Origin of the sequence: Ruegeria sp. HKCCD7255 (assembly GCF_013031565.1) — a bacterium.
GTDB lineage: Bacteria > Pseudomonadota > Alphaproteobacteria > Rhodobacterales > Rhodobacteraceae > Ruegeria.
The window spans coordinates 61718-86229 of sequence record NZ_WQAG01000013.1; the positions used below are offsets into that span (position 1 = coordinate 61718).

21 protein-coding genes are annotated in these 24512 nt (G+C 57.8%); 10 read left to right on the forward strand and 11 right to left on the reverse strand.

Annotated elements, in window-relative coordinates; genetic code table 11:
- Positions 1 to 150: 150 nt before the first annotated feature.
- Complete coding sequence (locus GOX45_RS19090) at positions 151 to 1455, reverse strand: UDP-glucose/GDP-mannose dehydrogenase family protein (RefSeq protein ID WP_171103050.1); 1305 nt, start codon at positions 1453 to 1455, stop codon at positions 151 to 153.
- Between the two features lie 160 nt (positions 1456 to 1615).
- Here GOX45_RS19090 and gmd point away from each other — a divergent pair, with 160 nt between their 5' ends.
- Together gmd and GOX45_RS19100 are read left to right on the forward strand one after the other, a co-directional pair.
- The gene (gmd, locus tag GOX45_RS19095; RefSeq protein ID WP_171103052.1) at positions 1616 to 2740 is read left to right on the forward strand and encodes a GDP-mannose 4,6-dehydratase; all 1125 of its coding nucleotides are present in this window, start codon (positions 1616 to 1618) and stop codon (positions 2738 to 2740) included.
- 13 nt (positions 2741 to 2753) lie between these two features.
- Positions 2754 to 3731 (forward strand): GDP-L-fucose synthase, encoded by a 978-nt coding sequence (locus GOX45_RS19100; RefSeq protein ID WP_171103054.1) that lies wholly within the window; start codon positions 2754 to 2756, stop codon positions 3729 to 3731.
- An 18-nt stretch (positions 3732 to 3749) separates the two neighbouring features.
- On the opposite strand, the gene GOX45_RS19105 is transcribed toward GOX45_RS19100, so the two are convergent.
- The 4 genes from GOX45_RS19105 to GOX45_RS19120 form a co-directional block, all read right to left on the reverse strand.
- Entirely contained in the window at positions 3750 to 4826 is a 1077-nt protein-coding gene (locus tag GOX45_RS19105) for a DUF2793 domain-containing protein (RefSeq protein ID WP_171103056.1), read from the reverse strand.
- A 155-nt stretch (positions 4827 to 4981) separates the two neighbouring features.
- The gene (locus tag GOX45_RS19110) at positions 4982 to 6418 is read right to left on the reverse strand and encodes a mannose-1-phosphate guanylyltransferase/mannose-6-phosphate isomerase (RefSeq protein WP_171103058.1); all 1437 of its coding nucleotides are present in this window, start codon (positions 6416 to 6418) and stop codon (positions 4982 to 4984) included.
- 72 nt (positions 6419 to 6490) lie between these two features.
- Entirely contained in the window at positions 6491 to 7384 is an 894-nt protein-coding gene (galU, locus tag GOX45_RS19115) for a UTP--glucose-1-phosphate uridylyltransferase GalU (protein ID WP_171103059.1), read from the reverse strand.
- 574 nt (positions 7385 to 7958) lie between these two features.
- Positions 7959 to 9191, reverse strand: coding sequence for a lytic murein transglycosylase (locus GOX45_RS19120; RefSeq protein WP_171103061.1), 1233 nt, complete (start codon positions 9189 to 9191; stop codon positions 7959 to 7961).
- A 128-nt stretch (positions 9192 to 9319) separates the two neighbouring features.
- Here GOX45_RS19120 and GOX45_RS19125 point away from each other — a divergent pair, with 128 nt between their 5' ends.
- Genes GOX45_RS19125 through GOX45_RS19140 form a run of 4 tightly spaced genes read left to right on the forward strand, consistent with a single transcriptional unit; the run spans position 9320 to position 13305 of the window.
- Positions 9320 to 10270: a cytochrome ubiquinol oxidase subunit II gene (locus GOX45_RS19125; RefSeq protein WP_371808994.1), complete on the forward strand. Its 951-nt coding sequence runs from the start codon at positions 9320 to 9322 to the stop codon at positions 10268 to 10270.
- The gene (locus tag GOX45_RS19130) at positions 10267 to 12357 is read left to right on the forward strand and encodes a cbb3-type cytochrome c oxidase subunit I (RefSeq protein WP_171103063.1); all 2091 of its coding nucleotides are present in this window, start codon (positions 10267 to 10269) and stop codon (positions 12355 to 12357) included. The genes GOX45_RS19125 and GOX45_RS19130 overlap by 4 nt, the downstream gene beginning before the upstream one ends.
- Entirely contained in the window at positions 12354 to 12986 is a 633-nt protein-coding gene (locus GOX45_RS19135) for a cytochrome c oxidase subunit 3 (RefSeq protein ID WP_171103065.1), read from the forward strand. The genes GOX45_RS19130 and GOX45_RS19135 overlap by 4 nt, the downstream gene beginning before the upstream one ends.
- Positions 12979 to 13305, forward strand: a complete 327-nt coding sequence (locus tag GOX45_RS19140; protein WP_254446088.1) for a cytochrome o ubiquinol/quinol oxidase subunit IV — start codon at positions 12979 to 12981, stop codon at positions 13303 to 13305. Before GOX45_RS19135 ends, GOX45_RS19140 begins: the two co-directional genes overlap by 8 nt.
- A 4-nt stretch (positions 13306 to 13309) precedes the next feature.
- On the opposite strand, the gene crcB is transcribed toward GOX45_RS19140, so the two are convergent.
- Together crcB and GOX45_RS19150 are read right to left on the reverse strand one after the other, a co-directional pair.
- Positions 13310 to 13669 carry a fluoride efflux transporter CrcB gene (gene crcB, locus GOX45_RS19145; RefSeq protein WP_171103067.1) on the reverse strand — a complete coding sequence of 120 codons (360 nt, stop codon included), beginning with the start codon at positions 13667 to 13669 and terminating at the stop codon, positions 13310 to 13312.
- The gene (locus tag GOX45_RS19150) at positions 13666 to 14061 is read right to left on the reverse strand and encodes a CrcB family protein (protein WP_371808995.1); all 396 of its coding nucleotides are present in this window, start codon (positions 14059 to 14061) and stop codon (positions 13666 to 13668) included. The genes crcB and GOX45_RS19150 overlap by 4 nt, the downstream gene beginning before the upstream one ends.
- 210 nt (positions 14062 to 14271) lie before the next feature.
- Here GOX45_RS19150 and GOX45_RS19155 point away from each other — a divergent pair, with 210 nt between their 5' ends.
- Positions 14272 to 15852 carry an FMN-binding glutamate synthase family protein gene (locus GOX45_RS19155; RefSeq protein WP_171103069.1) on the forward strand — a complete coding sequence of 527 codons (1581 nt, stop codon included), beginning with the start codon at positions 14272 to 14274 and terminating at the stop codon, positions 15850 to 15852.
- Between the two features lie 17 nt (positions 15853 to 15869).
- On the opposite strand, the gene GOX45_RS19160 is transcribed toward GOX45_RS19155, so the two are convergent.
- From GOX45_RS19160 to GOX45_RS19175, 4 genes are read right to left on the reverse strand one after another with little or no spacing between them, the layout of a single operon-like run.
- Entirely contained in the window at positions 15870 to 16526 is a 657-nt protein-coding gene (locus GOX45_RS19160) for an ABC-type transport auxiliary lipoprotein family protein (protein ID WP_171103071.1), read from the reverse strand.
- The gene (locus tag GOX45_RS19165) at positions 16523 to 17839 is read right to left on the reverse strand and encodes an MlaD family protein (protein ID WP_171103072.1); all 1317 of its coding nucleotides are present in this window, start codon (positions 17837 to 17839) and stop codon (positions 16523 to 16525) included. The genes GOX45_RS19160 and GOX45_RS19165 overlap by 4 nt, the downstream gene beginning before the upstream one ends.
- 6 nt (positions 17840 to 17845) lie before the next feature.
- A complete protein-coding gene (locus GOX45_RS19170) occupies positions 17846 to 18661 on the reverse strand; it encodes an ABC transporter ATP-binding protein (protein WP_171103074.1) in 816 nt (271 codons plus the stop codon).
- A gap of 1 nt (position 18662) precedes the next feature.
- The gene (locus GOX45_RS19175; protein WP_171103076.1) at positions 18663 to 19787 is read right to left on the reverse strand and encodes an MlaE family lipid ABC transporter permease subunit; all 1125 of its coding nucleotides are present in this window, start codon (positions 19785 to 19787) and stop codon (positions 18663 to 18665) included.
- Between the two features lie 179 nt (positions 19788 to 19966).
- Between GOX45_RS19175 and GOX45_RS19180 the strand changes: the two genes are divergently transcribed.
- From GOX45_RS19180 to GOX45_RS19190, 3 genes are all read left to right on the forward strand, one after another.
- Positions 19967 to 21832, forward strand: coding sequence for a PAS-domain containing protein (locus tag GOX45_RS19180; protein ID WP_171103158.1), 1866 nt, complete (start codon positions 19967 to 19969; stop codon positions 21830 to 21832).
- Positions 21832 to 22533: a response regulator transcription factor gene (locus tag GOX45_RS19185; protein WP_171103077.1), complete on the forward strand. Its 702-nt coding sequence runs from the start codon at positions 21832 to 21834 to the stop codon at positions 22531 to 22533. The genes GOX45_RS19180 and GOX45_RS19185 overlap by 1 nt, the downstream gene beginning before the upstream one ends.
- 181 nt (positions 22534 to 22714) lie before the next feature.
- Positions 22715 to 24508: an ABC transporter ATP-binding protein gene (locus GOX45_RS19190; RefSeq protein WP_171103079.1), complete on the forward strand. Its 1794-nt coding sequence runs from the start codon at positions 22715 to 22717 to the stop codon at positions 24506 to 24508.
- The last annotated feature ends 4 nt before the right edge of the window (positions 24509 to 24512 follow it).

Here is a 24512-nt window from a genome sequence, read left to right on the forward strand (position 1 = left end):
GCCGTAATTCATTCTGCCACTAAATATCGCGCGAACCGCGGTTTGACCTGACCTGGCTTTTTCGCACGCGGGAACAACAACGACATTGGCTCCGTTGTGATGACCAATCCTCAAATGAATGGCTTTAGCGGCCTGCGGCCAGGTTCGACATCACCGCCCAACCCCTACATAAGTCTCGAACCCGGATTTCAGCGCTGAACGTTTCGAGTAGATGTTGCGCAAATCGACCATGCGGGGGGTTTTCATTGCTTGTGCCAGATCGGCAAGGTTGAGCGCACGGAATTCGTTCCATTCAGTGAGCAAGACAACAGCGTCGGCATCCTTGGCGGCTTGATAGGGATCATCGGCCCAATGTACGCCCGGCAACAGCTCTTCGCCTTCGGCGCGGCCTTGCGGATCAACCACGCGGACCTGCGCGCCGCCTCCGATCAGGGCAGGGACGATCGACAGCGATGGCGCCTCGCGCATGTCATCGGTATTGGGTTTGAAGGTCACACCCAGAATGGTGATGGTCTTACCGTTGAAACTGTCGTTGCAGGCCTCGCGGATCTTTTCGATCATCCGCTTTTTGACCTCATCATTCACCCGCATGACGGTTTCGGTGATCTGCATCGGGTGCGCATGGTCCTGCCCGATCCGGGCCAAAGCAGCGGTGTCCTTGGGGAAACACGACCCACCATAGCCGGGGCCGGCATGCAGGAATTTGTTGCCGATCCGCCCGTCCAGGCCCATCCCGCGTGACACCTCTTTCACATCGGCACCAACCCGTTCGCAGAGCCCGGCGATTTCGTTGATGAAGGTGATCTTGGTCGCCAGGAAGGCGTTGGCCGCGTATTTGATCATCTCGGCGCTTTCCAAATCGGTGGTCAGGATCGGGAAGTCGCGCAGGTAGAGCGGGCGGTAGATCTCGGCCATGACATCTGCGGCCCGGTCGTTTTCGACCCCGACAACGACACGGTCGGGGCGCATGAAATCGTCAATCGCAGCGCCTTCACGCAGAAACTCAGGATTCGAAGCGACATCAAAAGCGGCATTGGGATTAGCTGCCGAGATCACCTGATGCACTTGACGGTTGGTACCCACCGGTACTGTCGATTTGGTCACGACAACAGTGTAGTCGGTCAGCGCATGTGCAATTTCCTCGGCGGCGGCCATCACATAGGTCAGATCTGCGTGACCATCCCCGCGCCGCGTGGGCGTTCCGACCGCGATGAACACCGCGTCGGCCCCATCCACCGCAGCGGCCAGATCTGTGGTAAAGCTCAGCCGACCCGCAGCCACGTTCTTGGCCATCAACACGTCCAGTCCCGGCTCAAAAATCGGAACCTCACCGGATTGCAACATCTCGATCTTGCTGGCGGCCTTGTCGACACAAATGACGTCATGGCCAAAATCTGAAAAACACACTCCCGACACCAGGCCGACATAACCGGTGCCGATCATCGCAATACGCATTCGTTAATATCCTTTGTTACTCAATACCGATGCTGGCGGGCACACACTCGGGGAAAGTTCCGCCGGATTCAATGCCTGACGCTCAGGTTGGGTTGCATTCGGCGCAATGATCCTGTTTTTGGGCGACAAAGACGGATTTAGCATCGAATAGGACACATCTATGACCAAGACAGCATTGATCACCGGCATTACCGGTCAGGACGGCTCGTATCTCGCCGAACTTCTGCTGGCCAAGGGATATGAGGTGCACGGGATCAAACGGCGAGCGTCTTCGTTCAACACGCAACGGATCGACCATATCTATCAGGATCCGCATGAGCCAAACCCAAAGCTGCGTCTGCATTATGGTGATCTGAGCGATACGTCGAACCTGACGCGCATCATTCAGGAGGTTCAGCCCGACGAGGTTTATAACCTTGGCGCGCAATCGCATGTGGCGGTCAGCTTTGAATCGCCCGAATACACCGCCGACGTTGATGCCATCGGGACCTTGCGCTTGCTAGAAGCGATCCGGTTTCTGGGGCTTGAGAAAAAGACCCGGTTCTATCAGGCCTCAACGTCCGAGCTTTATGGGCTTGTGCAAGAAACGCCGCAGCGTGAAACGACCCCGTTTCACCCGCGCTCGCCTTATGCTGTGGCCAAGCTCTATTCCTATTGGATCACGGTGAACTACCGCGAGGCCTATGGCATGTATGCCTGCAATGGCATCCTATTTAACCACGAAAGCCCGCGTCGGGGGGAAACCTTCGTAACCCGCAAGATCACGCGTGGCTTGGCCAATATCGCCCAGGGGCTCGAGAGCTGTCTTTATATGGGCAATATCGACAGCCTGCGCGATTGGGGCCATGCCAAGGACTATGTTCGGATGCAGTGGATGATGCTGCAGCAGGACACACCCGAAGATTTTGTCATCGCGACTGGAGTGCAATACTCGGTACGTCAGTTCATTGAATGGTCCGCAGCCGAACTGGGCGTGACGCTGGAATTCTCCGGTTCCGGCGTTGATGAAATCGCCACCGTGACCGCGATTGAGGGCGACAATGCTCCGGCGCTGAAGGTGGGCGACGTGGTCATGCGCATCGACCCCCAATATTTCCGCCCTGCCGAAGTTGAGACGCTTCTGGGTGATCCCAGCAACGCAAAGGCCAAGCTGGGTTGGGTTCCGGAACTGACCGTGCAAGAGATGTGCGCCGAGATGGTGGTCGAAGATCTGAAAACCGCCAAACGCCACGCGCTGCTGAAAGAGCACGGGTTCGACCTGCCGGTCAGCCTGGAAAACGGCTGAGGAGGGGTTTGCGATGCGCAAGATCTATGTAGCAGGCCATCGTGGCATGGTGGGCGGCGCGATCTTGCGTCGTTTGCAAGCGCGTCAGGCTGAAGGTGAGGCGCTGGAGCTGATCACACGCACCCATGCCGAACTGGATCTGACCAGCCAGGCGCAAGTGCGCGATTTCATGCAGGCGGAACGTCCCGATGTGGTCATACTGGCGGCGGCCAAGGTGGGCGGCATTCATGCCAACAACACCTATCCTGCGGATTTCATCTACGACAACCTGATGATCGAATGTAACGTGATCCATCAGGCCTTTGACGCTGGGGTCAAACATCTGCTGCAACTGGGCAGCTCGTGCATCTATCCGCGTGCAGTGCCACAGCCGATGCGCGAAGATGCGCTGTTGACCGGTGTGCTGGAGCCCACGAATGAGCCCTATGCAGTCGCGAAAATCGCCGGGATCAAACTGTGTGAAAGCTATAACCGGCAGCACGGGGTCGACTACCGCTCGGTCATGCCGACCAACCTTTATGGCCCAGGCGATAACTTCCACCCCGAAAACAGCCATGTTCTGCCCGCTCTGATACGCCGTTTCCACGAAGCGCAGCGTGACGGGCTGGATGAGGTGGTGATCTGGGGCACTGGCAAACCCCGGCGCGAGTTCCTGCATGTGGACGACATGGCCGAGGCGTCTTTGTTCGTGCTGGATCTGCCGCGTGATGTTTACGAGGTCAATACCGAACCGATGCTGAGCCATATTAACGTGGGTTGCGGTCAGGATGTCTCAATCGCAGAGCTGGCGGCGATGGTGGCGAAGACCACCGGATTTACGGGCCGTATCACGCAGGATGTCAGCAAGCCCGACGGCACCCTGCGCAAGCTGATGGACGTATCGCGCCTAGCCGATATGGGCTGGCGCGCAGGTATTGGTCTTGAGGACGGTATTCGCGAAACCTATGCCTGGTTCCTCGATCTGGCGGATACCGAGATCCGGTCCAAGTAACCGCCTGAAAAGCCTGGCTCAGACCCAGCGACCAATAGCCACCAGAGTGGGGGTCAGCTGGGTCGGGTCTGATACCGCCGACAGGACTTGACCGCTGGCTTGCGTGCCAGATGGCGCGTCGAGGCCCAGAAAACGGCTCGCTGCACCAGCCGCACCGCTGACGGCAGGGGTGGCGCTTGTGGCGAAACCCATCGGGAAGTCCCAGGTGAACACGGCGCTGGCAAACAGCGCGCCCGTGGCATTGGTGCAGTCAACCGCCGAAAGCGTCACCGTGCAGATCTGCGTTCCATCGGCAAAACGCACATAGTCTCCGTTGGCGTTCGACCCGCGCTCAATCACCGCGCCTGTGGGCGTGCCACCGCTTTCCGAGACCGTGCCCAAAAGATTGCCGGGACCATAGCCGTAATCGGCCCGCATCAGACGCCCTGTAGTGGTGTCGTCGGCGCTGCTTTGCACCGCCGTCCCGCTGGCAACGCCCGTCGCCGGGTCGAACGCCAGCGCATCATTCCAGGTGCTGCCATCAGCAGACACTTTGATCGAAAACCCGGTATTGCCCGCCAGACCCATTTCGGCATGGCCGGTCCAGTTCGATTGAAACAACAGCGATGCAGTATCGCCTGCGCCTGCCTTGTTGATCTTCAGCTGATGTCCTGCCCCATCATGGCTCAGCAATGTGGCCGGGCCACGCACCGACAGGCGGTTTGTGCTGTCAGAAGTGGTCGCGATCCCAACACCGGGTAGGTTTTGCGTCGAAAGCGGCGGATCGATCCACGCGCTGCCATCCCAAACCTTCAACTGACCCGCGGCTTGATCCCAGGCGCGCCAGCCTTGAGCGGGCGTTACAAAATGCCAGGCATTGTCCAACCACGCGGCAAGCTCGCCACCGTAACCGGCCCATTCCGCTGTGGGTGCCGCGCCCAAGGCATGAATGTCGCCCTGGGACGGCACCGCAGGGGGCGTTGCTGCGTTCATCGTGACTAAGCTCAACTGCACCACCAGATCCAGCTCGCGCAGGGCCTCGTTATGGGTGACGTGTTTCTGGGCCTGTGACGGTTGAAGAAACGGCAGGTTCAAACGGGGTGAGTTTTGCGACATCGGGCATCCTCCTGTGGCTGTCGGTCCGGCGCTGATTGCGCGCCACACTGCCGTGACGCGCATGAATCCCGCCTGACCAGGCCGAACGCCCGGATTAGGATTTGGAAAGGTTTGAGCCGCTGTTTGGGGCAGGGGCCAAGGCTCCTGCCCGCGTGTTAACTGCGTGCGTAGATGTCTTCGTAGCGGACGATATCATCTTCGCCCAGATAGGCACCGGTCTGAACCTCGATCAGTACCATGGGTACCTTGCCCGGGTTCTCCATCCGGTGAACCGCGCCCAGCGGGATATAGACCGACTGGTTTTCCGAGACTAGCTTGACCTCATCGTCGATGGTGACCTTTGCTGTGCCTTCCACCACGATCCAATGTTCAGAGCGGTGGTGATGCGATTGCAGGCTCAGCGCGGCACCGGGATGCACATGAATGCGTTTGACCTGAAACCGGTCACCGATCACCAGGCTTTCGAACCAGCCCCAGGGGCGGTGATCCACCGGCAATTGTTCGGCCTGTTTGGCGCCTTTGGCTTTCAGTGCGGCGACCGCCCGTTTCACATCCTGCGCCTTGTCCATGCTGGCCACCAGAACCGCATCTGGCATGGCGACGGTGATCACGTTCTCAAGCCCCATCGCAACAACCTCTTGCGCCGGAGATTCCGAGCGGACGAGGACGTTCTGACAGTCGATTGTCGTGACCTCACCGGTTGTAGCCACGCCGTTTGCGTCGGGATTGCTAAGCTCTTGCACCGCGGACCAGCTGCCCACATCGGACCAGCCTGACGCGTAGGGTACAACGCTGAGGTTGCCGGCTTTCTCCATGACCGCATAGTCGATCGAGATGTCCTGAACCCCGCTCCAGGCGTCAGGATCCAGGCGCAAAAAGCCCAGATCGCTTTGCGCCTTTTCGACCGCTTGGCGCACCGGCTGCATCAGTTCCGGCGCATGTGTTTCGAACGCCGCGATAATGTCGCGCACGGCAAACAGGAAGATGCCCGAATTCCACAAGAAGCTGCCATCGGCCACCATTGCCTCTGCCGCGGCCAGATCCGGTTTTTCCACAAACTGTTCCAAAGCGACAGGCAGGCCCGATTGATCCGGTTTCTGGCTGAGTTTCAGATAACCATAGCCGGTTTCCGGGCGATCCGGTGTGATCCCGAAGGTCACCAGATCCTTGCGCTCGGTGATTGCCGTCAGACCCTTTTCCACGGCCGCATGAAAGGCCGCTTTGTCGGGCACAACATGATCCGAGGGTGCTACGATCATCACGCCATCCGGGTCGCTGGCCGCCAGATGCAGTGCCGCAGCCAGAACGGCGGGTGCCGTGTTGCGCCCGTCCGGTTCGATCAGGACCGGACCGGGATCAATACCCACCGCAGCCAATTGTTCTGGCACCACAAAGCGAAACGCTTCGTTGGTCAGGATCAATGGCTTGGCATACGGCGTTTCACTCGGCCCCTGCAACCGGTCAGCGCAGTCCTGAAGCAGGCTCGTCTCTCCGATCAAAGGGACGAACTGCTTGGGATAGCTTTTGCGCGACAGGGGCCACAAACGCGTGCCAGAGCCACCGCACAGGATCACAGGATAGACTTTGCTCATAATGCTGCTGCCTTTGTATGACTTTGGCACCAGCATATCGCAATGATTGCAACAAAGGTGAAGAGGCTATCGTTACTGAGCAGCCCGATCTGCGGCAATGATGTCATGCAGATAGTTGTTCAGGTCTTCGCGCAAATCGTCCCGCGCCAGCGCAAAAGCCACAGTGGCCTGCAGGAACCCGGATTTTGAGCCGCAATCAAAACGCTGACCTTTGAACCGATACCCAAAGACCGAGACATCATTCTTGATGTCCTGTGCAATCGCGTCGGTCAACTGAATCTCGCCACCGCTGCCGACCTTCATTTCATTGAGGTTGTCCAGAACGGAAGGTGCCAGGATGTACCGTCCGATCACGGCCAGATTCGATGGCGCCTTTTCGGGCGCAGGTTTTTCAACCATGCCGCGGGCGGTCACAACAGCGCCCATGTCCTCTTGGACATCAAGAACGCCATAAGCGCTCGTCTTTTCGGGTGCGACTTCCATGGTTGCCACCATGTTGCCACCGGTCTCTTGATAAGCTTCGACCATTTGCTGCAGACAAGGCTTGTCCGCTGCGATTACGTCATCAGGCAGCATAACCGCAAAAGGCTCGTTTCCGATCAGGCGACGGGCGCACCAGACCGCATGGCCCAGACCCAGCGCTTTGTGCTGACGGATATAGGCAATGGCACCGCTTTCCATGTTGGTTGCAGCCAAAGTGTCCAGCAACGCGTCCTTGCCTTTGTTGCGCAGCTCTTGTTCCAACACCAGATTGTGATCGAAATAATCTTCAAGCGCGGACTTGCCGCGTGACGTGACAAAAATGAATTCCTTGATGCCAGCGGCCCGCGCCTCATCAATTGCGTATTGAACCAGCGGTCGGTCGACCAGTGTCATAATCTCTTTTGGCACCGACTTTGTCGCAGGAAGGAACCGTGTTCCAAGCCCGGCAACGGGGAAAATAGCTTTCGTGACTTTACGTGTCATGTGACCTCTCAAATTTCACTCGTAACCGGAAAATGTGGTGCGCCGGTGTGTTCTCTTAGTCTTGCCAGGTTTGGCATTCAATCCGATTGACCTGCCAAGGCTTCAAGTGGTCGAATCCTGCCATCCGGGGCACAAAGAGTCAAAACCTGTAGACCCGCCACGCCTTTGATTTGCGAAGGGTGAAAACGCGATTTTGGGCGTATCAGGCAGAGCCTATGGGCCCCGAGATCGAATGGAATTCGCGTAGGCTCTCCCTTACCGAGCGGTTTTGACGCAGTGTTTTGCCAAAAATTTCACCACTTTGCCCCGCTTTGATCTCGGGCCGTCCCTCTGGTGAGTGGCTTGGCAGCCTGTCAAAGAAGGGTCGTTTACGGTGAACAAAGAGACCAGTTTCCCCCCTTCAAACGCACTCTTTCCTTTCCCTTTGCGTAAGGCAGAATGGAATACTGTTTCCGAAATGAGAACGATGCGCGGCTGATTTGCGCACCGTTCTTTGGGTTCAATGGAATTGTTGCCTTGGTTTTCCCGAAAAATCCTTCGGTCCCGGCTTGATTCTACCCACTGACGGGCAGCTTCAAGGCTTTAGCTTTCTCTTCATTTCAGCTTCGGGAAAACATTTAGGCTGTTCGCCCACTGCCTCTTGCCAGCGCCCGATCGAACGGCGCGTTTTGTAACCCGCCAGGCCGTCGACACCGCCAACGTCATGGCCCATTTGCTCCAGAGCCAACTGCATTGCCGCAACATCGGACCGGTCGAGCCCCCCAACAGCCGCCCAACCGGCTTTGAAATCACCAACGCCATATTGAATCCGGTCCCCGACATGGCCCACAAACAGCGCATAGAGGTCGCTGAAATTATAGTCTTTGAGAACGTAGAAATTCGGGGTGACCACAAATGCAGGTCCATTGCGACCGGCAGGCATCATCAAGAATCCCTCCCCCCGCAGCTCATGCGCCGGAAACGGGCGGCCCGAGATGCGTGTTACGCCCAGATCGACCCATTCCTGAATGCGCCGCCCCTGATCCGGCCCTTCCAGCGCACAAGACAGGGCGGCGGGCACAATAACTTCGAACCCCCAATCGCGCCCGGTAACCCAGCCGTGTTGTTTCAGGTAATTTCCAATCGAGGCGAGCGTATCCTCGGCCGAGCCCCAGATATCGGCGCGACGATCGCCATTGCCGTCAACCGCATAAGCCAGCACATTCGACGGCATGAACTGTGGCTGTCCCAAAGCACCCGCCCAACTGCTTTTCATGTTGCGCGGGTCCACATGCCCTGCATCGACGATTTGAAGGGCTGCAATCAATTCGGTAGTGAAATACGCGGCCCGTGTGCTCATGAACGCCTTGGTGCCCAGCACGCGAAAGGCGTCATGAGGGATCGACACTTGCCCATATCCGCTTTCACGGCCCCAGATCGCCAACAGGATACGCGCGGGCACGCCGGTGTCCGCCTCGACACGCGCCAGAACGGATGCATGACGTTTCGCCATCTTCCGCCCCACCGCAGTCGTGCCCTGCACCGCGTTGGCATTGAAATAGCGCCCGGGCGAGCCGAACTCGGCCTGCGACTGTTCAGAGGGCTTGGCTTGCGTGCCGGGTGGAACCAGATCAGGCAGTTTCCAGTTCAACGTCACCCCGTCAAAGGCTTGCTCCATGGTGCGCCGCGACACGCCTTTTGCCTTGGCGCGGGGCCACACCTCCTCTTGCAGCCAGGTTTGAAACTGACGCTCAATCGCCGCGCGATCCAGAGCGGCAGCGCAGCTTGCCCACAAGATCAAAGACAAAAAGAAAAGGCCCAAACGCATACCCGAAAAATGCGGTTACATCGAATGTGATGTCAACACATCCGGACCCGGCGCGAAAAGCCTTGAGAAAATCCGAAACTCTGCCGATAGTTGCAGTGATTTTGAGAAGGTCAGAGAGGCGCGCAGGCGTGGCATATTTCAGGACTATCCCTGCCATTGGCATGATCGCCACAAGCTTTTTGATCCTCTTTGCCTCGGCCCAATGGGCTTTGGCCAGTGACAGTTTCATGGACCCGCAAGGCCCGATTGCAGCGGTCCAGAAAACCCATCTGCTGCGCGCCACAGCGCTGATCCTGATTGCCGTTATACCCGTTCTGGTTTTCGTGCCTCTGATTGCGTTGCGGTACCGTCGCCGGAAAAACAGCGCGGCTGCCTATCGGCCAGAATGGGATTTCTCGGCGCGGCTGGAATTCCTGATGTGGGGCGTGCCGGTGGTGATCGTGGCGATCTTGTCCTTTTACCTGTGGAAGGCAACCCATCGGCTGGACCCCTACAGCGCGTCGTTCGGAGAAGAACCTGCGCTGAGGGTGCAGGTGGTTGGCCTCGATTGGAAATGGCTGTTCATCTATCCCGATCTGGGCATCGCCAGTGTCGGAGAGCTGGGCATCCCGATCAAACAACAGGTTGCAATGACACTGACCACCGATACGGTCATGCAATCCTTTATGATCCCAGCCCTCGCCGGTCAGATCTATGCGATGCCGGGCATGACCACGCAATTGCACCTGGTCGCCGATACGCCCAAGACCATGCAAGGTGAAAACACGCAATATAACGGGCGCGGCTTTACCAAGCAGAAGTTTCTAACCCAGGCCATGCAGCCCGAGGATTTCAACGCATGGGTCGAAAGTGTGCGCGCAAATGGCATTCCGCTGACCGATCAGAACTATCGCACTCTGGCCATGCGGACGGACCGGGATGAGGCACAAAAAACATTGGGCACTGCACAGATGCCACTGAACGCGCTGTATTTCACCTTGGAAGAGGGCGATCTGTTTCACAGCATTCTGCACCGGTATCACAGTGGTGAGCCTTTGGCGGTCGCCGACCAACCGGGCACGACGGAGTTTGGCCAATGACCTCTACCGACATTGGTTTCTTTGGGCGGCTGAACTGGGATGCGTTTCCGATTGCTGGTTTAATCCAGAACCCCGGCGCCAATGAGATCGTCGCCAACGCCGCCGCTGCGATTGTTGTTGTCGGCGTGGTGGCTGTCGTTGGGCTTTTGTCCTGGTTCCGCCTCTGGGGTCCATTGTGGCGCGATTGGCTGACCAGTGTGGATCACAAGAAGATCGGTATCATGTATATCGTCTTTGCCATCGTGATGCTGGCGCGCGGTGTGCTGGAAGGCGTGGTAATGCGCGCTCAACAAGCCGCGGGGCCCGGCGACGGATTCCTTGAGGCGGAACATTTCGCCGAGCTCTTTAGCACCCATGGCACCATCATGGTCTTCTTTGTTGCCGTGCCCTTTGTCTTTGGGGTGGCGAACTATGTTGTACCGTTGATGATTGGCGCGCGTGATGTGGCCTTTCCGGTGATGAACCAGATCGGGCTGGGCCTGACGGTTTCGGCGGGCATGATGCTGATGGTGTCTTTGGTGGTGGGCGAGTTCTCGACCGGCGGGTGGACAGCCTATCCGCCCTTCACCGGTGCTGCGTTTAATCCGGGTGTGGGGCCTGATTACTGGATCTGGGCCATTGTCGTCTCAGGGATAGGCACCACCCTGACAGGGATCAATTTTGCCGTAACGATCTATAAGCTGCGTGCACCGGGGATGAAGTTCACGCGTCTGCCGATGTATTGCTGGACGATTATTTGCAGCTCGATCCTGATCATCTTTGCGATGCCGCCTTTGGGGGTGGCCGCATTATTGCTGGCCGCAGACAGGTATCTGGATTTCCACTTCTTCACCAATGATCTGGGCGGCAACATGATGAACTATGCCAACCTGTTCTGGCTGTTCGGCCACCCCGAGGTCTATTTGCTGGTGCTGCCCGCCTATGGCATCTATTCCGAGATTTTCGCCACCTTCTCGGCCAAACGGCTCTATGGATATAACTCGCTGGTGATTGCCACCATGTCGATTGCGATCCTGTCCTTTACCGTCTGGCTGCACCATTTCTTTACCATGGGCCAAAGCGCCCTGATCAATGCGGTGTTTGGCATCGCAACGATGCTGATTGCCATTCCGACCGGGGTAAAGGTCTATGACTGGATGGCCACGCTCTGGCGCGGGCGGATCCGGTTCTCGGTACCCATGCTCTATGGTCTGGCCTTCCTGATGCTGTTTGTGATCGGCGGGCTCAGCGGTGTGATCCTTGCCAATCCGACCGTTGATTATCAGGTGCACAACACCCTGTTTTTGGTGGCCCATTTCCACAATGTGTTGCTTCCCGGCGTGTTGTTTGGGCTGCTTGCGGCCTACAATTACTGGTTCCCCAAGGCCTTTGGCTTCCGATTGAACGAAAGCTGGGGGCGCATCAGCGTGGCGCTTTGGACGGTTGGCTTCATGCTGACCTTCCTGCCGCTTTATTTCGTGGGCCTGATGGGGATGCCGCGCCGCTCTTTCAGTTGGGAGGATCCCAGTTTCCACCCCTATATGATCGTGGCGGTCATTGGCGCTCTGGTCATTCTGGGGGCGCTGCTGTCGATCCTAGTGCAGCTTTGGGTCAGCATCCGCGACCGTGACAGCACGCGCGTTCCTGTGGGCGACCCCTGGGATGGGCGCACGCTGGAATGGTCGATCCCGTCCCCTCCGCCCGAATATAACTTTGCGATCATCCCGCAGGTCACGGATCGCGATGATTTCGCCGCCGCCAAGGAACGCGGGCAGGCCTATCCCACGCCCGACGCTTATGAAGATATCGAGATGCGGCGCAATACCGGCATCGGGTTCCTTCTGTGTGTGTTCAGCGGCGTTTGGATGTTTGCACTGGTCTGGTGGATCTGGTGGCTGGCCGCGCTGATGACGCTTGCGATGCTGCTGGCCGTTATCCTTTGGAGCTTTGACACCAACACCGAAGAGATCATCCCCGCCGAAGAAGTCCGCAAAGATCATGAGGCCTGGTTGGCGCTGGTGCACAGCGCGCAAGCGGTGGATCGCGACCATGAAACAGCCCCGGAAAACCGGGGCCTCGCCCGACCGGATATGGAGGCCGTGACATGAAGCGCGCGCCTTCACACAGCTATCCGGGGATCAACCTGGGCGAAAACCATGCCAGTGCCGACAAGGCAACCGAGGTGGTCACCTTCGGTTTCTGGGTCTTTTTGATGAGCGATCTGGTCTATTTCGGCCTGATGTTCGGCGTCTATATCACCATGATCGACGCGCAGGCTGGTGGGCCTGGCCCGCATGAGCTGTTTGATCTGAAAAGCATCTTTGCGCAGACCATGATCCTGCTGACCTCCAGCCTGACGGTTGGGCTGGCGATGCTGGCGTTGAAATACAACCTGCCGCGCCCGCGCATCGTGTTGTGGTTCGGGGTGACGCTGGTGCTGGGGATCAGCTTTCTGGTTCTTGAGATCCGCGATTTCGTCAACATGGCTGCTCAGGGTGGCATCCCAAAACGCAGCGGCTTTTTGTCGGCGTTCTATGGACTGGTGCCCTTGCACGGGCTGCATGTGGCGGCGGGGTGTATCTGGTTGATCGTGCTGGGCATTCAACTGCGCATGATGGGCCTGACTGACTTGCTGATGTCGCGCATGGTGCGGTTGGCCCTGTTCTGGCACTTCCTCGATCTGATCTGGATCGGCATCATCACCATCGTGTATTTCGGAGGTCTGGCTTATGGATAACAGCTCGGAAATGCACCGCCGCGAGCGCCGCCGCTATGTGATCGGCTATGGCGGATCGTTGCTGCTTACACTTGTGGTTTTCGGGATCGCCTATGTGTTTGGAATCGAAAAACGCGGTGTGTATATGACCATAGGGCTTCTGGGGCTGGCGCAACTGGTGGTTCAGTTGGTCTATTTCCTGCATATCGACCGCCGCCGCAGCAGCCGCGAGGATCTGGATCTGATCCTGTTCTCAACGCTTGTTTTGCTGATCATCATAGGGGGAACAGTTTGGATTTTGGGCAATCTGGCCGTGCGGATGCATATGCACGTGATGTGATCGCTTAGGTCAGAACCAAGCCAAGCCACAACGCGCCCCAGCACAGCAAAAGGCTTAGCAGGATGTTCCCAGCCGCATGGGCAAAGGTGCGGTTTCGATGCAGATCCAGCGTTTGATAGGCAAAGCTGGAAAAGGTCGTGAACCCGCCGCAAAAGCCAAAGATCAGGCGGCTTTCTTCGGGGCTGATGCCCTGTGCACCGCCCAGATAGCCGACCCAAAGACCCAGGATAAGGCTGCCCAAAACATTCACGATCAGCGTTGCAATGGGCAAATCGCTCGTAATCTGCTGGGCCAGCCAATGACGCAGAACAGCGCCAAGCCCACCGCCGATCGCAAAGATCGCATGCAGGTAAAGCGCGCTCATCCAGAATGGCCTTTGCTGTGAAAGCTGCGGCCAAGGCGCTCTCCGACCGCAGCCGCACCCAGACCCAAGGCAATTTCGGCCAGTATGGCGATCAGAACCGGGCTTGGGCCGATCTCGGCCAGCCGCGCCAGTTCGGCTACGAAGGACGAGAAGGTGGACAATCCCCCGCAAAACCCGACCGCACCCAGATGCAGGATATGGGCGTGGACCTTGTGGCGAATGGCAAACAGCCAGCCCAGAATGAAACAGGCTACGATATTGATCCCGAAGGTAGCGGTCAAAAACGGCGCGCCGGGGATTTGCAGCGAAAAAAGTTCGCGCAGCAGCGATCCAGCCGCGCCTCCAACAAAGACGGCTGAGTACATCCCAAATTTCGGCCCGATGGTTGCCACGGCTTGTCCCTGCTGTGATCCACGCCCAAGCTGGCATAACGCGTGTCTTGGGCCGGATCAATCAAAGCGCACGCTGGTTTCTGCGGCCGAACCCCGACAAACCCTTGCCTTGTCACAGGAAACTGTTCACCCTCCGGTCAGGGCCTTGCCGTATTGAAAGGCCGTAAACGTTCGGGGATGCGGTCCTCGCCATACCCCAGGAGGATTGGGATGATCGTTCGTCGAATTTACTTTGCTGTGGCTTTTCTGGCTTTGCCGATAACTCTGCTGCTGGGCCTGCTCTGGGCGCCGATCCTGTGGCTGCTGGTGTTGATCCTGCCTTATGTGGTGATCGGAGCCTACGACATCCTGACCACCAAACATAACGTGCTGAACAATTATCCGGTGCTGGGTCATTTCCGGTACATGCTGGAATTTGTCAGCCCCGAAATCCGCCAGTATTTCGTTGAAACCAATGAAAGCGGCCGCCCGTTCAACCGGATCGTGCGCGGGCTGGTTTACGCACGGGCCAAGGGGCAGGTGGATACGCAGGCCTTTGGCACCCAATATGACATTCTTGATGTGGGCTATCACCGTGCGAACCACTCGCTCGCCCCCAAACATGTGGATGAAAGTGAAGAACGTGTGCTTCTGGGCGGACCGCAATGCGACAAGCCCTATAATGCCTCGCGTCTGAACGTGTCCGCCATGAGCTTTGGCGCGCTCAGCGCCAATGCAATCAAGGCGTTGAACGGGGGGGCCAAGGACGGCGGCTTTGCCCACAACACGGGCGAGGGCGGCCTATCACCGCATCACTTGGCCGAAGGTGGCGATATCATCTGGCAAATCGGAACCGGCTATTTCGGGTGCCGGACGCCTGAGGGTGGCTTTGACAAGGACAAGTTTGCCGAAAAGGCGAAAAAGGATGTGGTCAAAGCGATTGAGATCAAGCTGTCGCAAGGGGCCAAACCCTCGCATGGGGGTGTGTTGCCCGCCGCCAAGGTCGATGAGGAGATCGCCGAAATTCGGGGCGTGCCGATGCATCAGGACGTGATCTCGCCCCCGATCCATTCAGCTTTTGACGGGCCCACCGGCCTGATGGAATTTGTGCAGCATCTGCGTGAGATGTCGGGCGGCAAACCCGTGGGGTTCAAGCTGTGCATCGGCAAGCCGTCCGAGTTCATGGCGATCTGCAAGGCGATGCTGGAAACCGGGATCCTGCCCGATTTCATCACCGTTGACGGTGCCGAGGGCGGCACGGGCGCGGCGCCGGTCGAGTTTACCAACCGTCTAGGTATGCCGTTGAACGAAGGGCTGGTATTCGTCAACAACTGCCTGCGTGGGATCGGCGTGCGCGACAAGGTGCGGATCATCTGCTCGGGCAAGGTGGCGACGGGCTTTGACATGGTCGAGAAATTCGCGCTGGGGGCCGATATGTGCAACTCGGCCCGTGCCATGATGTTTGCCATCGGCTGCATTCAGGCCCTGCATTGCAACACCAATCGCTGCCCCTCTGGCGTGGCCACACAAGACCCGATCCGGGGGCAGGCGGTCAATGTACCGCAGAAACGCCAACGCGTGCAGCGCTATCACGACGCAACGCTGGAAAGCTTCCGCGAGATCCTGGGGGCAATGGGCAAAGCCACGGTGGACGAGCTGCACCCGTCCGATATCCGTCGCCGCATGGCGGATGAGGGCGAGCAGAGCTATGCCGAGATGTATGAATTGTTGGAGGACGGTGCGCTGCTGAACGGCGATGTCTCAGCCAAATATGCCGCCGCGTGGGAGCAAGCGTCGCCGGGGCAATTCTAGCTCAAAAGCCCTTGGGGTCAGCTTTCGACCCCGCGCGGGTTGTTGGCCGCATGAGTATTGATCCTGCGGATACTCCATTCCACAGCATCGCGCATTGTACCGCCCAATGCTTGGTCATAGGCAAGGACAAGATCCGGGGTCTGGTCGCTGGCTGATGTTACATTCTCTTCGAACGAGGCGGATGCGATAATCTTGTCTTCGTACTCGTCGATAATCTTGATATTCAAGCGTACTTTGATCTGGATATAGGTGCTGCCATCGGGGTTGGTCAGAACATGGCCCTGAAACTCGCGCAGATCGGGCGAGACGACATAGTCCGCCCGCAACCCAACTGTCGACCGCCCTACGGCAGACACTTTTTTGGAGTTTTCAAAGCTCTCCACCAGCAGCGATTGCACAATGGCCGGTGCGCGATCAGCCCATCGCGCCTGCGGCAGGTATTGGACCTGAAGCGGGGTAGGTTGAATTGCGATCTGATCGGTGTTCACGGCAGCCGTGGCTGTTGGTTCGGCCACGACAATCTGTTTTTGAACCCGCGGCAGCGATGATGAAAACGTGCTTTTGGGTGTCAAAAGATACAGATCATTGGGCTTGGACGCCTGTCGCAACGTATCCAAGCCGGTACATCCGGCCAGCGACGCCAAAACCAGAGTGACAATAAGAGGCCGGATCATTGACGGAACTCCGATGCTTGTGTGCCCAGCAAGAAGCGTGCGGGGTCGCTTTCGACCCTGTCCACTAATCGGTCGAGGCTGATGACCAGACGCTGGGACTCTTCGATAAACCGGACGAATTGCGGTAAGCCGACGCGCAGGAAATCCGACACTTGGCGGCGATTGTCCTGAACAATTCCGTCAATCGTACCCAGCAATTCGGACGCCGATTGCGATGCGCTCAGGATATCGTCGGAAATTTCGTCGATCTTGCTTGTGACATTGGTGACGGTTTCTGCGACCTGATTTGCCGCGTTGCGAATGTCTGCAGCGACTTCGGAAATGTCTTCGTCCAACACTCGGTTGGCCGAGTCAAACGCGCGTTTGGCAGAGTCCAGCGTACCTTGCGCGCTGTCCATCGCCAGATTGATCGACCCCAAGGTCGTATTGGCATTGGCAATGGTCTCGGTCGCGACGCCCAGGGCCACCTGGCCCTCGTCAGACAGCGTGGTCAGACTTTCTGCCAGGGTCGAGGCCCGTGCGATGAAGGGGCGAATGTCCTGCTCGATTACGCGTTCGGTTGTCTCAAGCGTGCCAGTGGCTGTTTCAAGCGTCGTTTTTGCGGTGTCGGTGGCATCCTTGATGCTGTTCAGCGTATCGGTCCCGGTGGTCAAGGTGGTTTCGGCCTTCTCAACTAGACTGTCCAGGCGTTTGGTGAAATCCCCGATCTCGCGCGCGGCGTTGCCCAAATCTCCTGATAGCGTTTCGAAATCTGACAAGGTCTTGTCCAAACGCCCCGAGGCCGAAGCGATATTGTCGAGAATGTCCGAGACCGATTTGCGGTTCTTGTCGTCTACGATGGAGTTCAAGTTCTCGAGAAGCGTAATCGCCTCATCCAGCACTTTGGGCGCACCTTCAAACAGGGATTGAATGGTGCTGCGTTTGCTTTTGATCACGCTGTTTTGAGGCAAGCGTTCGGCTGAGGGAGAGCCCCCGGACAACTCAACATATGCAACGCCAGTTACACCCAGAGATTGCAACTGCGCTATGGTGTCTTCTTTTACTGGAATCTCGGCATCTATCTCGATCCGAACGCGCACCTTCGACGGGTCGTCCTGATCAAGGTTCAACGCGATGACCTGACCAACAGGCAGGCCGTTATAGTTCACGCCACCTGCCGCAGACAGGCCCGAGACATTGTCGAACAGCACGTCATAATAGGCATATTGGCGGGTCACTTCGAATTTGGCGAGCCACAGGAAAAAGCCAAACGCGGCCAGAATACCCCCAAGTGTAAAGGCGCCGATCAGGATATAGTTTGCTCGGGTTTCCATTGCCTATTACCTGTCCTGACCCTTTTCCTGCGCCGCACGGGCGCGGGGGCCGGTGAAATATTCTTGCACCCAAGGGTGATCGACTTTGGTCATATCTTCAATCGGACCCTCAACCAAAACGCGTTTTTCCGCAAGCACCGCGATGCGGTCGCAAATCGCATAAAGACTGTCCAGATCATGGGTTACCATGAAAACGGTCAGCCCCAGTGCCTCTTGCAACTCGCCGATCAGGTCGTCATAGGCGGCAGCACCGATCGGGTCCAAACCAGCGGTGGGTTCGTCCAGAAACACGATCTCGGGGTCCAGAGACAAGGCCCGGGCCAATGCTGCGCGCTTGCGCATGCCACCCGACAACTCCGACGGAAACTTGCTGCAGCTGAACTGCGGCAGGCCAACAAGGCTGATCTTGAGCCCGCCCAGCGATTCCATCAGACTTTCGCTAAGGCGGGTGTGTTCGCGCAGCGGGGCCATGACGTTTTGCAATACGGTCAACGACGAAAACAGCGCGCCATCCTGAAAGGCGACGCCCCAGCTTTTCTCGATCCGTTGCCGCTCGGATTCAGGGCCGTTCAAAACGTCGACGCCCAACACTTCGATACTGCCAGCTGCGGGCTTGTTCAGCCCCACAATTGTGCGCAACAGCACCGATTTGCCCGTACCAGACCCCCCCACGACGCCCAGCACTTCGCCGCGCCAGACATCCAGGTTCAAATTGTCATGCACCACCTGCTCGCCAAACTGGTTGGTCAGGTTGCGGACCTTGATCACGGCCTCGCGCTGCGCACTGGATTTATGGCTGGTTTGAATCACGGTCCCGTCCATGTCACAGCCCAATCTCGGAGAAGAAGATCGAGAACAGCGCGTCCAGCGCGATCACCATAAAGATCGACTGCACAACCGAGGCGGTGGTGCGCTGCCCGACGCTTTCTGATGACCCCTGCACCTGCATTGCCTGCCAGCAGGCAATCACACCAATCACAAGCGCAAAGAAGGGGGCTTTGATCAACCCAACTGCCAATTGGGCCACTCCGGTGTTTTCCTTAAGCCGCGTCAGGAACATGCCGGGGCTGACCCCAAGGTCAATCCAGCTCATCAATGCGCCGCCGATAAGGCCCGCCATATCGGCCACAAAGCCAAGGATCGGCAGCATGATCAGCAAGGCCAGCACGCGTGGCACGACCAGCACCTCGACCGGGTCCAGTCCCAGCGTGCGCATGGCGTCAATCTCTTCCTGAACCTTCATCGACCCGATTGACGCGGTGAAGGCCGAACCGGATCGGCCTGCCACGATGATAGCGGTCAGCAAGACGCCCAATTCCCGCAGCACCGAGATCGAGATCAGTTCGACCACAAAAATCTCGGCCCCGAATTGTTTGAGCTGCGTGGCGCCCTGAAAGGCCAGCACGACGCCGATCAGAAACCCCATCAGGGTCACAATGGGCAAGGCCTTGAACCCGGTCTGCTCCATCTGCGTGAACAAAGCCGCGCGGCGCAGGCGCCACGGCATGATCAGCGTGCGGACCAACCGGTGCAGGGTCAGGCCAAGAAACCCAAGGATTGACAGCGTGTCATGCCAGCCGCCGACGGTCCGTTCGCCGATCCGCGCTACCCACGGTATGAACCCGCGTGGCGGAGTTTGAACCCCGGCCTCTTCCGGGATGTTTTTGGAGACCGTTTCGATCAATGAGGCATGGGCAGGTTGTAACCCCAGATACTCCACCTGTGTGCCCGCAGCCCGTGCGCGCCGGGACAGATCCGCCACCAACCAGGCACCACCGGTGTCCAGCGCCTGTACCTCGGAGAAATCCAACCGCATTTGGGGTCCATCAGCCTTGATCGACCGGAACGCACCTTCGACCGCATCCAGCGACTGCGTTAGCAGATCTCCTGCGATCCGCACAAAGGGGCCGGATGCGTCCGTTTCCGTGGTTATTGAAGGCCGTGTCATGGTGCCATCTGAGGGAAAACCCCCTTGAACTGCAACGGCTTTGTCCGGGTTGCCCTGAATTCAAACCCGGGTTGGGGCACTGGTGTGACAGGTGTGCCCCTACACCTGACGCAAAACTGGTGTTAGGCATAAACTAAGAGGGGGGTGCCGTGCGGATATCCGAACAACGCGTCAAAGCCATGACAAGCGCGGGTCTGAACCTGATCGGGCAGGCCCTGTCAATCTATGACAGCAAGCTGCGATTGGTTCTGTGCAACCTGCGGTTTCAGGAAATGTTCGATCTGCCGGACGATCTGGTCCAACCCGGTGCGCTGTTTCGCGATACGATCCACTATCTGGCGACGCGTGGAGAATACGGGAACGACCAGAATGTCGAAGAGCTTGTGACGCACCGGGTGCAGCAAGCGCTTGCCTTCGAGCCGCATTACATGGAACGGACGCGCCGCAACGGTCAGGTGATTTCCATCGAGGGCGCACCGCTGCCCACGGGGGGTTGGGTGGCGGTCTATACCGATATCACCCGCACCAAACAGGCTGAAGATCTCTTGCGCGCCAGATCCGAAGTGCTCTCGGGCCAATTGTTGACCCGTGCCGAAGAGCTTTCGGCCAGCAACCGCAAACTGGCTGCCACCAACAAAGCGCTGGAAGAAGCCAAGCGGCAATTGACCGAGATCGAAGCGCGCACGCGCATGACGACCGAGATGATGCCAGCCCATATCGCGCATCTGGATGCCGAAGGCCGCTACGACTATTCCAACCGGCGGCTTAGCTCGGTCATGCCCGGGCGGCCTTCGGACATTGTCGGGCTGCATATCTCACAGGCTTTGGGCACGGACGCCTACCAACGCGTCTTGCCGCATCTGCAACAGGCCTATGAAGGCGAAACCTCGGTTTTCGAGTTCACCGAAGCGCAGAACTCACGCCGTTTGCGGGTATCGTTCAGCCCGGATGGAGAGGGTGGCGTCTATATCATGTCGGTAGATATTACCGAAGAAACCCAGGCCCGCGTTGCCTTGCAGCAGACCCGCCGCCGAGCATTGGCGGCCCAGATGACCAGCGGCATGGCACATGACTTTTCCAACCTGCTCACCATCATTCTGGGGATGCAATCCAAGCTGGCCAAGATGGGGCTGCCCGATGAGGCAGGGCAACTGGTCGCCGCCACGCAGGCCACAGCCCGCCGTGGTGGCCAGTTGCTGAACCGGATCGCGGATATGACCGGCAACCGCACCCCGGATCCCAAAGCCACCGATATGGGTGCGCTGCTAGAGGACCTGCGCGTGCTCGCCTCACCTTCGCTGCCGCGCGGGGTGGGGTTGTCGGTGGTCAACACCTTGCCCGACCGGCCTTTGATGCTGGATCCGGGCATGGTGCAGGATGCGCTGTTGAACCTGGTGCTGAACGCCAAAGATGCTTGTGGACCTTCGGGTCAGATCACCGTCAGCGCCCATGCGGTGGGGGACATCTGGGCCGAGATCACCGTTTCCGATACCGGCCCCGGGTTTTCCGCAGATGCGTTAGATCAGGCACTGAACCCGTTCTTTACCACCAAAGGCAGTGATGGATCAGGATTGGGGCTGCCTATGGTCTATGACACGGTCAAACTGGCGGGCGGTGATCTGCATTTGCGCAACACGCCTTCCGGCGCGTCGGTTGTCATCCGCTTGCCCTATCGTCCAGCCATGCCCGCAACCTCTGGTCTGGTACTACTGGTCGAAGACCAAGACGAGCTACGCCACCAGTTTCGCGATATGCTGGTTGAGATCGGTTGCTCGGTGATCGAGGCGACCACGGTCGAGGAAGCGATGGCCCTGACCACAGATATCGAAGACATCTCGTTGATCCTGTCGGATATCAGGCTGGAAGGGGCGGGCACCGGGCTTGATCTTGTCGAACAGCTGGGGGGACGTCTGCCTTGCATTCTGATGACATCGCTGCCTTATTCCGACCCGCTCCACCAGCGTGCGCTTGCCATGGCGCCCGTTCTGCAGAAACCTTTCGCGGCTGAGCAATTGTCAGCGCTGATCCGAACCGAGGGCCATTGATGACGCAACCGCTGGTAACGATTCTGGATGATGAGCCCGAGATAAGGCGCATTCTGACCGAGGCCCTGGAAGAGGCTGGGTTCCGCACCCAAAGCTTTTCCCGGGCGCGCGAGTTCGAAGCCTCGCTGAAACGTGTGACGCCGGATGTTTGCCTTGTCGATCTGTCCTTGCCCGATACAGATGGGCTTGCGCTGGTACATCGGTTGGCGCTGGAACAGGGGGCCGCGGTCATCATCATTTCCGGCCGCGCGCAGGTTCAGGACCGCGTCACCGGGCTGGAGCTGGGGGCGGATGACTATATAACCAAACCATTTGATCCCACCGAAGTGGTTGCCCGCATCCGAGCACGCCTGCGTTCGGCGCGACCGGCGGTGCAAAACTCGGACATCGCCACTTTTAACGGTTGGAGTGCGTATTTCGACCGATATGTCCTGATTGATGCGCAAGGCATCGAGACCCCGTTCAGCCATGCCGAAGGCGAAGTTCTGCGTTTGTTTCTGGAAAGCCCCAAACGCCTGATCAGCCGCGCCAGAATGCAGGAAATGCTCGGTGGCGGTGCTGGCGACAGCTTTGATCGGGCGATGGATGTCAGGATCTCGCGCTTGCGCACGAAATTGGGCGAAGATCCCAAAAACCCGCGCCTTATCAAAACGATATACGGTGCGGGTTATATTTTCCTGGGCGATGTCAGTTGGCAATGAAGCGAATTCGTGCTCAGGAATGTGTTGCTTGCGCAACGTATCAAAATCTAAGCACTGGAATATTGCGTGTCACCAGCATAACTAGACGCAACCGTTCACTTGGCGAACGGATGTCGAAGGCAAGACGGTCGGTTTTCCGGCCACCACTCAACCGGCTGAGTGGAAAATACTGGAGATCTGAATGATCACGAAGGCCTGGACGAAATGGCGGGCGACACCTCTGGGGCGTATCGTGGGCGACAGCTTGCGTTCTCAGGGATGGCTTTATGGTATTGCCATTATCGCGATGATCGTGGTTGCCGTTACCACGGCCGGAACCGCGTGGATGATGGAAAACATCATCAATGTGATGACAACCCCGGAAATGCGATCACAGGTCTTGTTTATAGCCGGCGGTGTCGTGCTGTTGTTCCTGACCAAGGCCGTCGCAAGTTACGTCCAGGCAGTTTTCCTGGCGCGTGCTGGCAACCGGATTGTCGCGGTTCAGCAAGAGATCCTCTACGACAAGCTATTGCAGAGGGGCCTCGATTTCTTTTCGAACACTGAATCCTCGAACCTGTTGATGCGGGTCACTCAAGGGGCGCAGGGCGCAAGACGCTTGGTCGATGTCATCGTCACAAGTTTTGTGCGCGACGCGTTTACCCTGGTCGGGCTTGTCTTTGTGATGGTTTACCAGCAGCCTGTTCTTTCGGTGATGTTTTTCGTCTTGGGTCCGGTTGCGATGTTTGCCGTTCGTAAGCTGCTGCGTGGCGTGCGTTCCATCATGCAAGGCGAACTAAAGGCGATGTCCGAGATTATCCGCGTGTTGCAGGAAACCTCGGGTGGCATACGGGTCATCAAGGTATTTGCGCTTGAAAGCCATATGGCCGAGCGTATGGACGGCGCGATCAGAGCTGTTGAAAAGCGGGCCAACGACATCGCAAGACTGCAATCCATTGCCAGCCCGCTTATGGAGTTTCTGGCTGGTGTCGCGGTCGCTGGTGTCTTGATCGTCTCAACCATGGGTTTGGCTGGAAGCGAACCGCCAACCGCCGGGCAGTTGATGTCGTTCATTACCGCGCTTTTGATGGCCTATGAACCTGCCAAACGCCTTTCTAGGATGCGCGTGGTGATCGAAACCGCGATGGTACCTGTGCGCATGATGCTTCAGTTGCTTGATGAAGAAGACACCATGCAAGAAAGCGTCAATCCGGTCGAATTGCGCTCTGGCCCTGGCAAGATCCGTTTTAACAAAGTGTCGTTTGGCTATAGCGGGTCGATGAAGATCATCGAAGATATGGATTTGACATTTGAGCCGGGCAAGACAACAGCCTTGGTCGGTCAGTCTGGCGGAGGCAAATCGACCGTATTTGGTTTGATCATGCGTTTTTACGACCCGGACTCGGGTACTGTGGAAATCGATGGCCAGAACTTGCAGGATGTCAGCTTTGCGTCGCTCAGACGCAAGATCTCTTATGTGGGCCAAGACACGTTCCTGTTCTCGACCACTATTATGGAAAACCTGCGTTATGCGTCGCCGGATGCGACAGATGAAGAAATCATCGAGGCCGCCCGTGCCGCTCATGCGCATGATTTCATAACTGGTCTCAAAGACGGTTATGACACCGAAGTTGGCGAGAACGGAGCCTTCCTCTCTGGTGGTCAAAAACAACGATTGGCAATCGCGCGTGCAATATTGCGCAAGGCAGAAATACTCTTGTTGGACGAGGCGACAAGCGCCCTGGACGCCGAGTCAGAGGCCTTGGTGAAAGAGGCGTTGGACCGGTTGACCAAGGATGTCACAACCATCGTCATTGCGCACCGTCTTTCAACGGTGCTGCAAGCGGATTCCATCATGGTCCTTCAGGATGGTGAGGTCATCGAGCGCGGAACTCTGGACCAGTTGATCGAACAAAACGGAGCGTTCCGTCGGTTGTTTGACCAACAATTCAAAAACCCGCAGAAGAAAAAAGAAACCGCTGAAAACATGCCTTAAGCGA

What these genes read in the sequence shown, in the direction of transcription:
- GOX45_RS19090 (WP_171103050.1), bottom strand. Translation starts at nt 1,455, where the DNA reads ATGCGTATTGCGATGATCGGCACCGGTTATGTCGGCCTGGTGTCGGGA.
- gmd (WP_171103052.1), top strand. Translation starts at nt 1,616, where the DNA reads ATGACCAAGACAGCATTGATCACCGGCATTACCGGTCAGGACGGCTCG.
- GOX45_RS19100 (WP_171103054.1), top strand. Translation starts at nt 2,754, where the DNA reads ATGCGCAAGATCTATGTAGCAGGCCATCGTGGCATGGTGGGCGGCGCG.
- GOX45_RS19105 (WP_171103056.1), bottom strand. Translation starts at nt 4,826, where the DNA reads ATGTCGCAAAACTCACCCCGTTTGAACCTGCCGTTTCTTCAACCGTCA.
- GOX45_RS19110 (WP_171103058.1), bottom strand. Translation starts at nt 6,418, where the DNA reads ATGAGCAAAGTCTATCCTGTGATCCTGTGCGGTGGCTCTGGCACGCGT.
- galU (WP_171103059.1), bottom strand. Translation starts at nt 7,384, where the DNA reads ATGACACGTAAAGTCACGAAAGCTATTTTCCCCGTTGCCGGGCTTGGA.
- GOX45_RS19120 (WP_171103061.1), bottom strand. Translation starts at nt 9,191, where the DNA reads ATGCGTTTGGGCCTTTTCTTTTTGTCTTTGATCTTGTGGGCAAGCTGC.
- GOX45_RS19130 (WP_171103063.1), top strand. Translation starts at nt 10,267, where the DNA reads ATGACCTCTACCGACATTGGTTTCTTTGGGCGGCTGAACTGGGATGCG.
- GOX45_RS19135 (WP_171103065.1), top strand. Translation starts at nt 12,354, where the DNA reads ATGAAGCGCGCGCCTTCACACAGCTATCCGGGGATCAACCTGGGCGAA.
- GOX45_RS19140 (WP_254446088.1), top strand. Translation starts at nt 12,979, where the DNA reads ATGGATAACAGCTCGGAAATGCACCGCCGCGAGCGCCGCCGCTATGTG.
- crcB (WP_171103067.1), bottom strand. Translation starts at nt 13,669, where the DNA reads ATGAGCGCGCTTTACCTGCATGCGATCTTTGCGATCGGCGGTGGGCTT.
- GOX45_RS19155 (WP_171103069.1), top strand. Translation starts at nt 14,272, where the DNA reads ATGATCGTTCGTCGAATTTACTTTGCTGTGGCTTTTCTGGCTTTGCCG.
- GOX45_RS19160 (WP_171103071.1), bottom strand. Translation starts at nt 16,526, where the DNA reads ATGATCCGGCCTCTTATTGTCACTCTGGTTTTGGCGTCGCTGGCCGGA.
- GOX45_RS19165 (WP_171103072.1), bottom strand. Translation starts at nt 17,839, where the DNA reads ATGGAAACCCGAGCAAACTATATCCTGATCGGCGCCTTTACACTTGGG.
- GOX45_RS19170 (WP_171103074.1), bottom strand. Translation starts at nt 18,661, where the DNA reads ATGGACGGGACCGTGATTCAAACCAGCCATAAATCCAGTGCGCAGCGC.
- GOX45_RS19175 (WP_171103076.1), bottom strand. Translation starts at nt 19,787, where the DNA reads ATGACACGGCCTTCAATAACCACGGAAACGGACGCATCCGGCCCCTTT.
- GOX45_RS19180 (WP_171103158.1), top strand. Translation starts at nt 19,967, where the DNA reads ATGACAAGCGCGGGTCTGAACCTGATCGGGCAGGCCCTGTCAATCTAT.
- GOX45_RS19185 (WP_171103077.1), top strand. Translation starts at nt 21,832, where the DNA reads ATGACGCAACCGCTGGTAACGATTCTGGATGATGAGCCCGAGATAAGG.
- GOX45_RS19190 (WP_171103079.1), top strand. Translation starts at nt 22,715, where the DNA reads ATGATCACGAAGGCCTGGACGAAATGGCGGGCGACACCTCTGGGGCGT.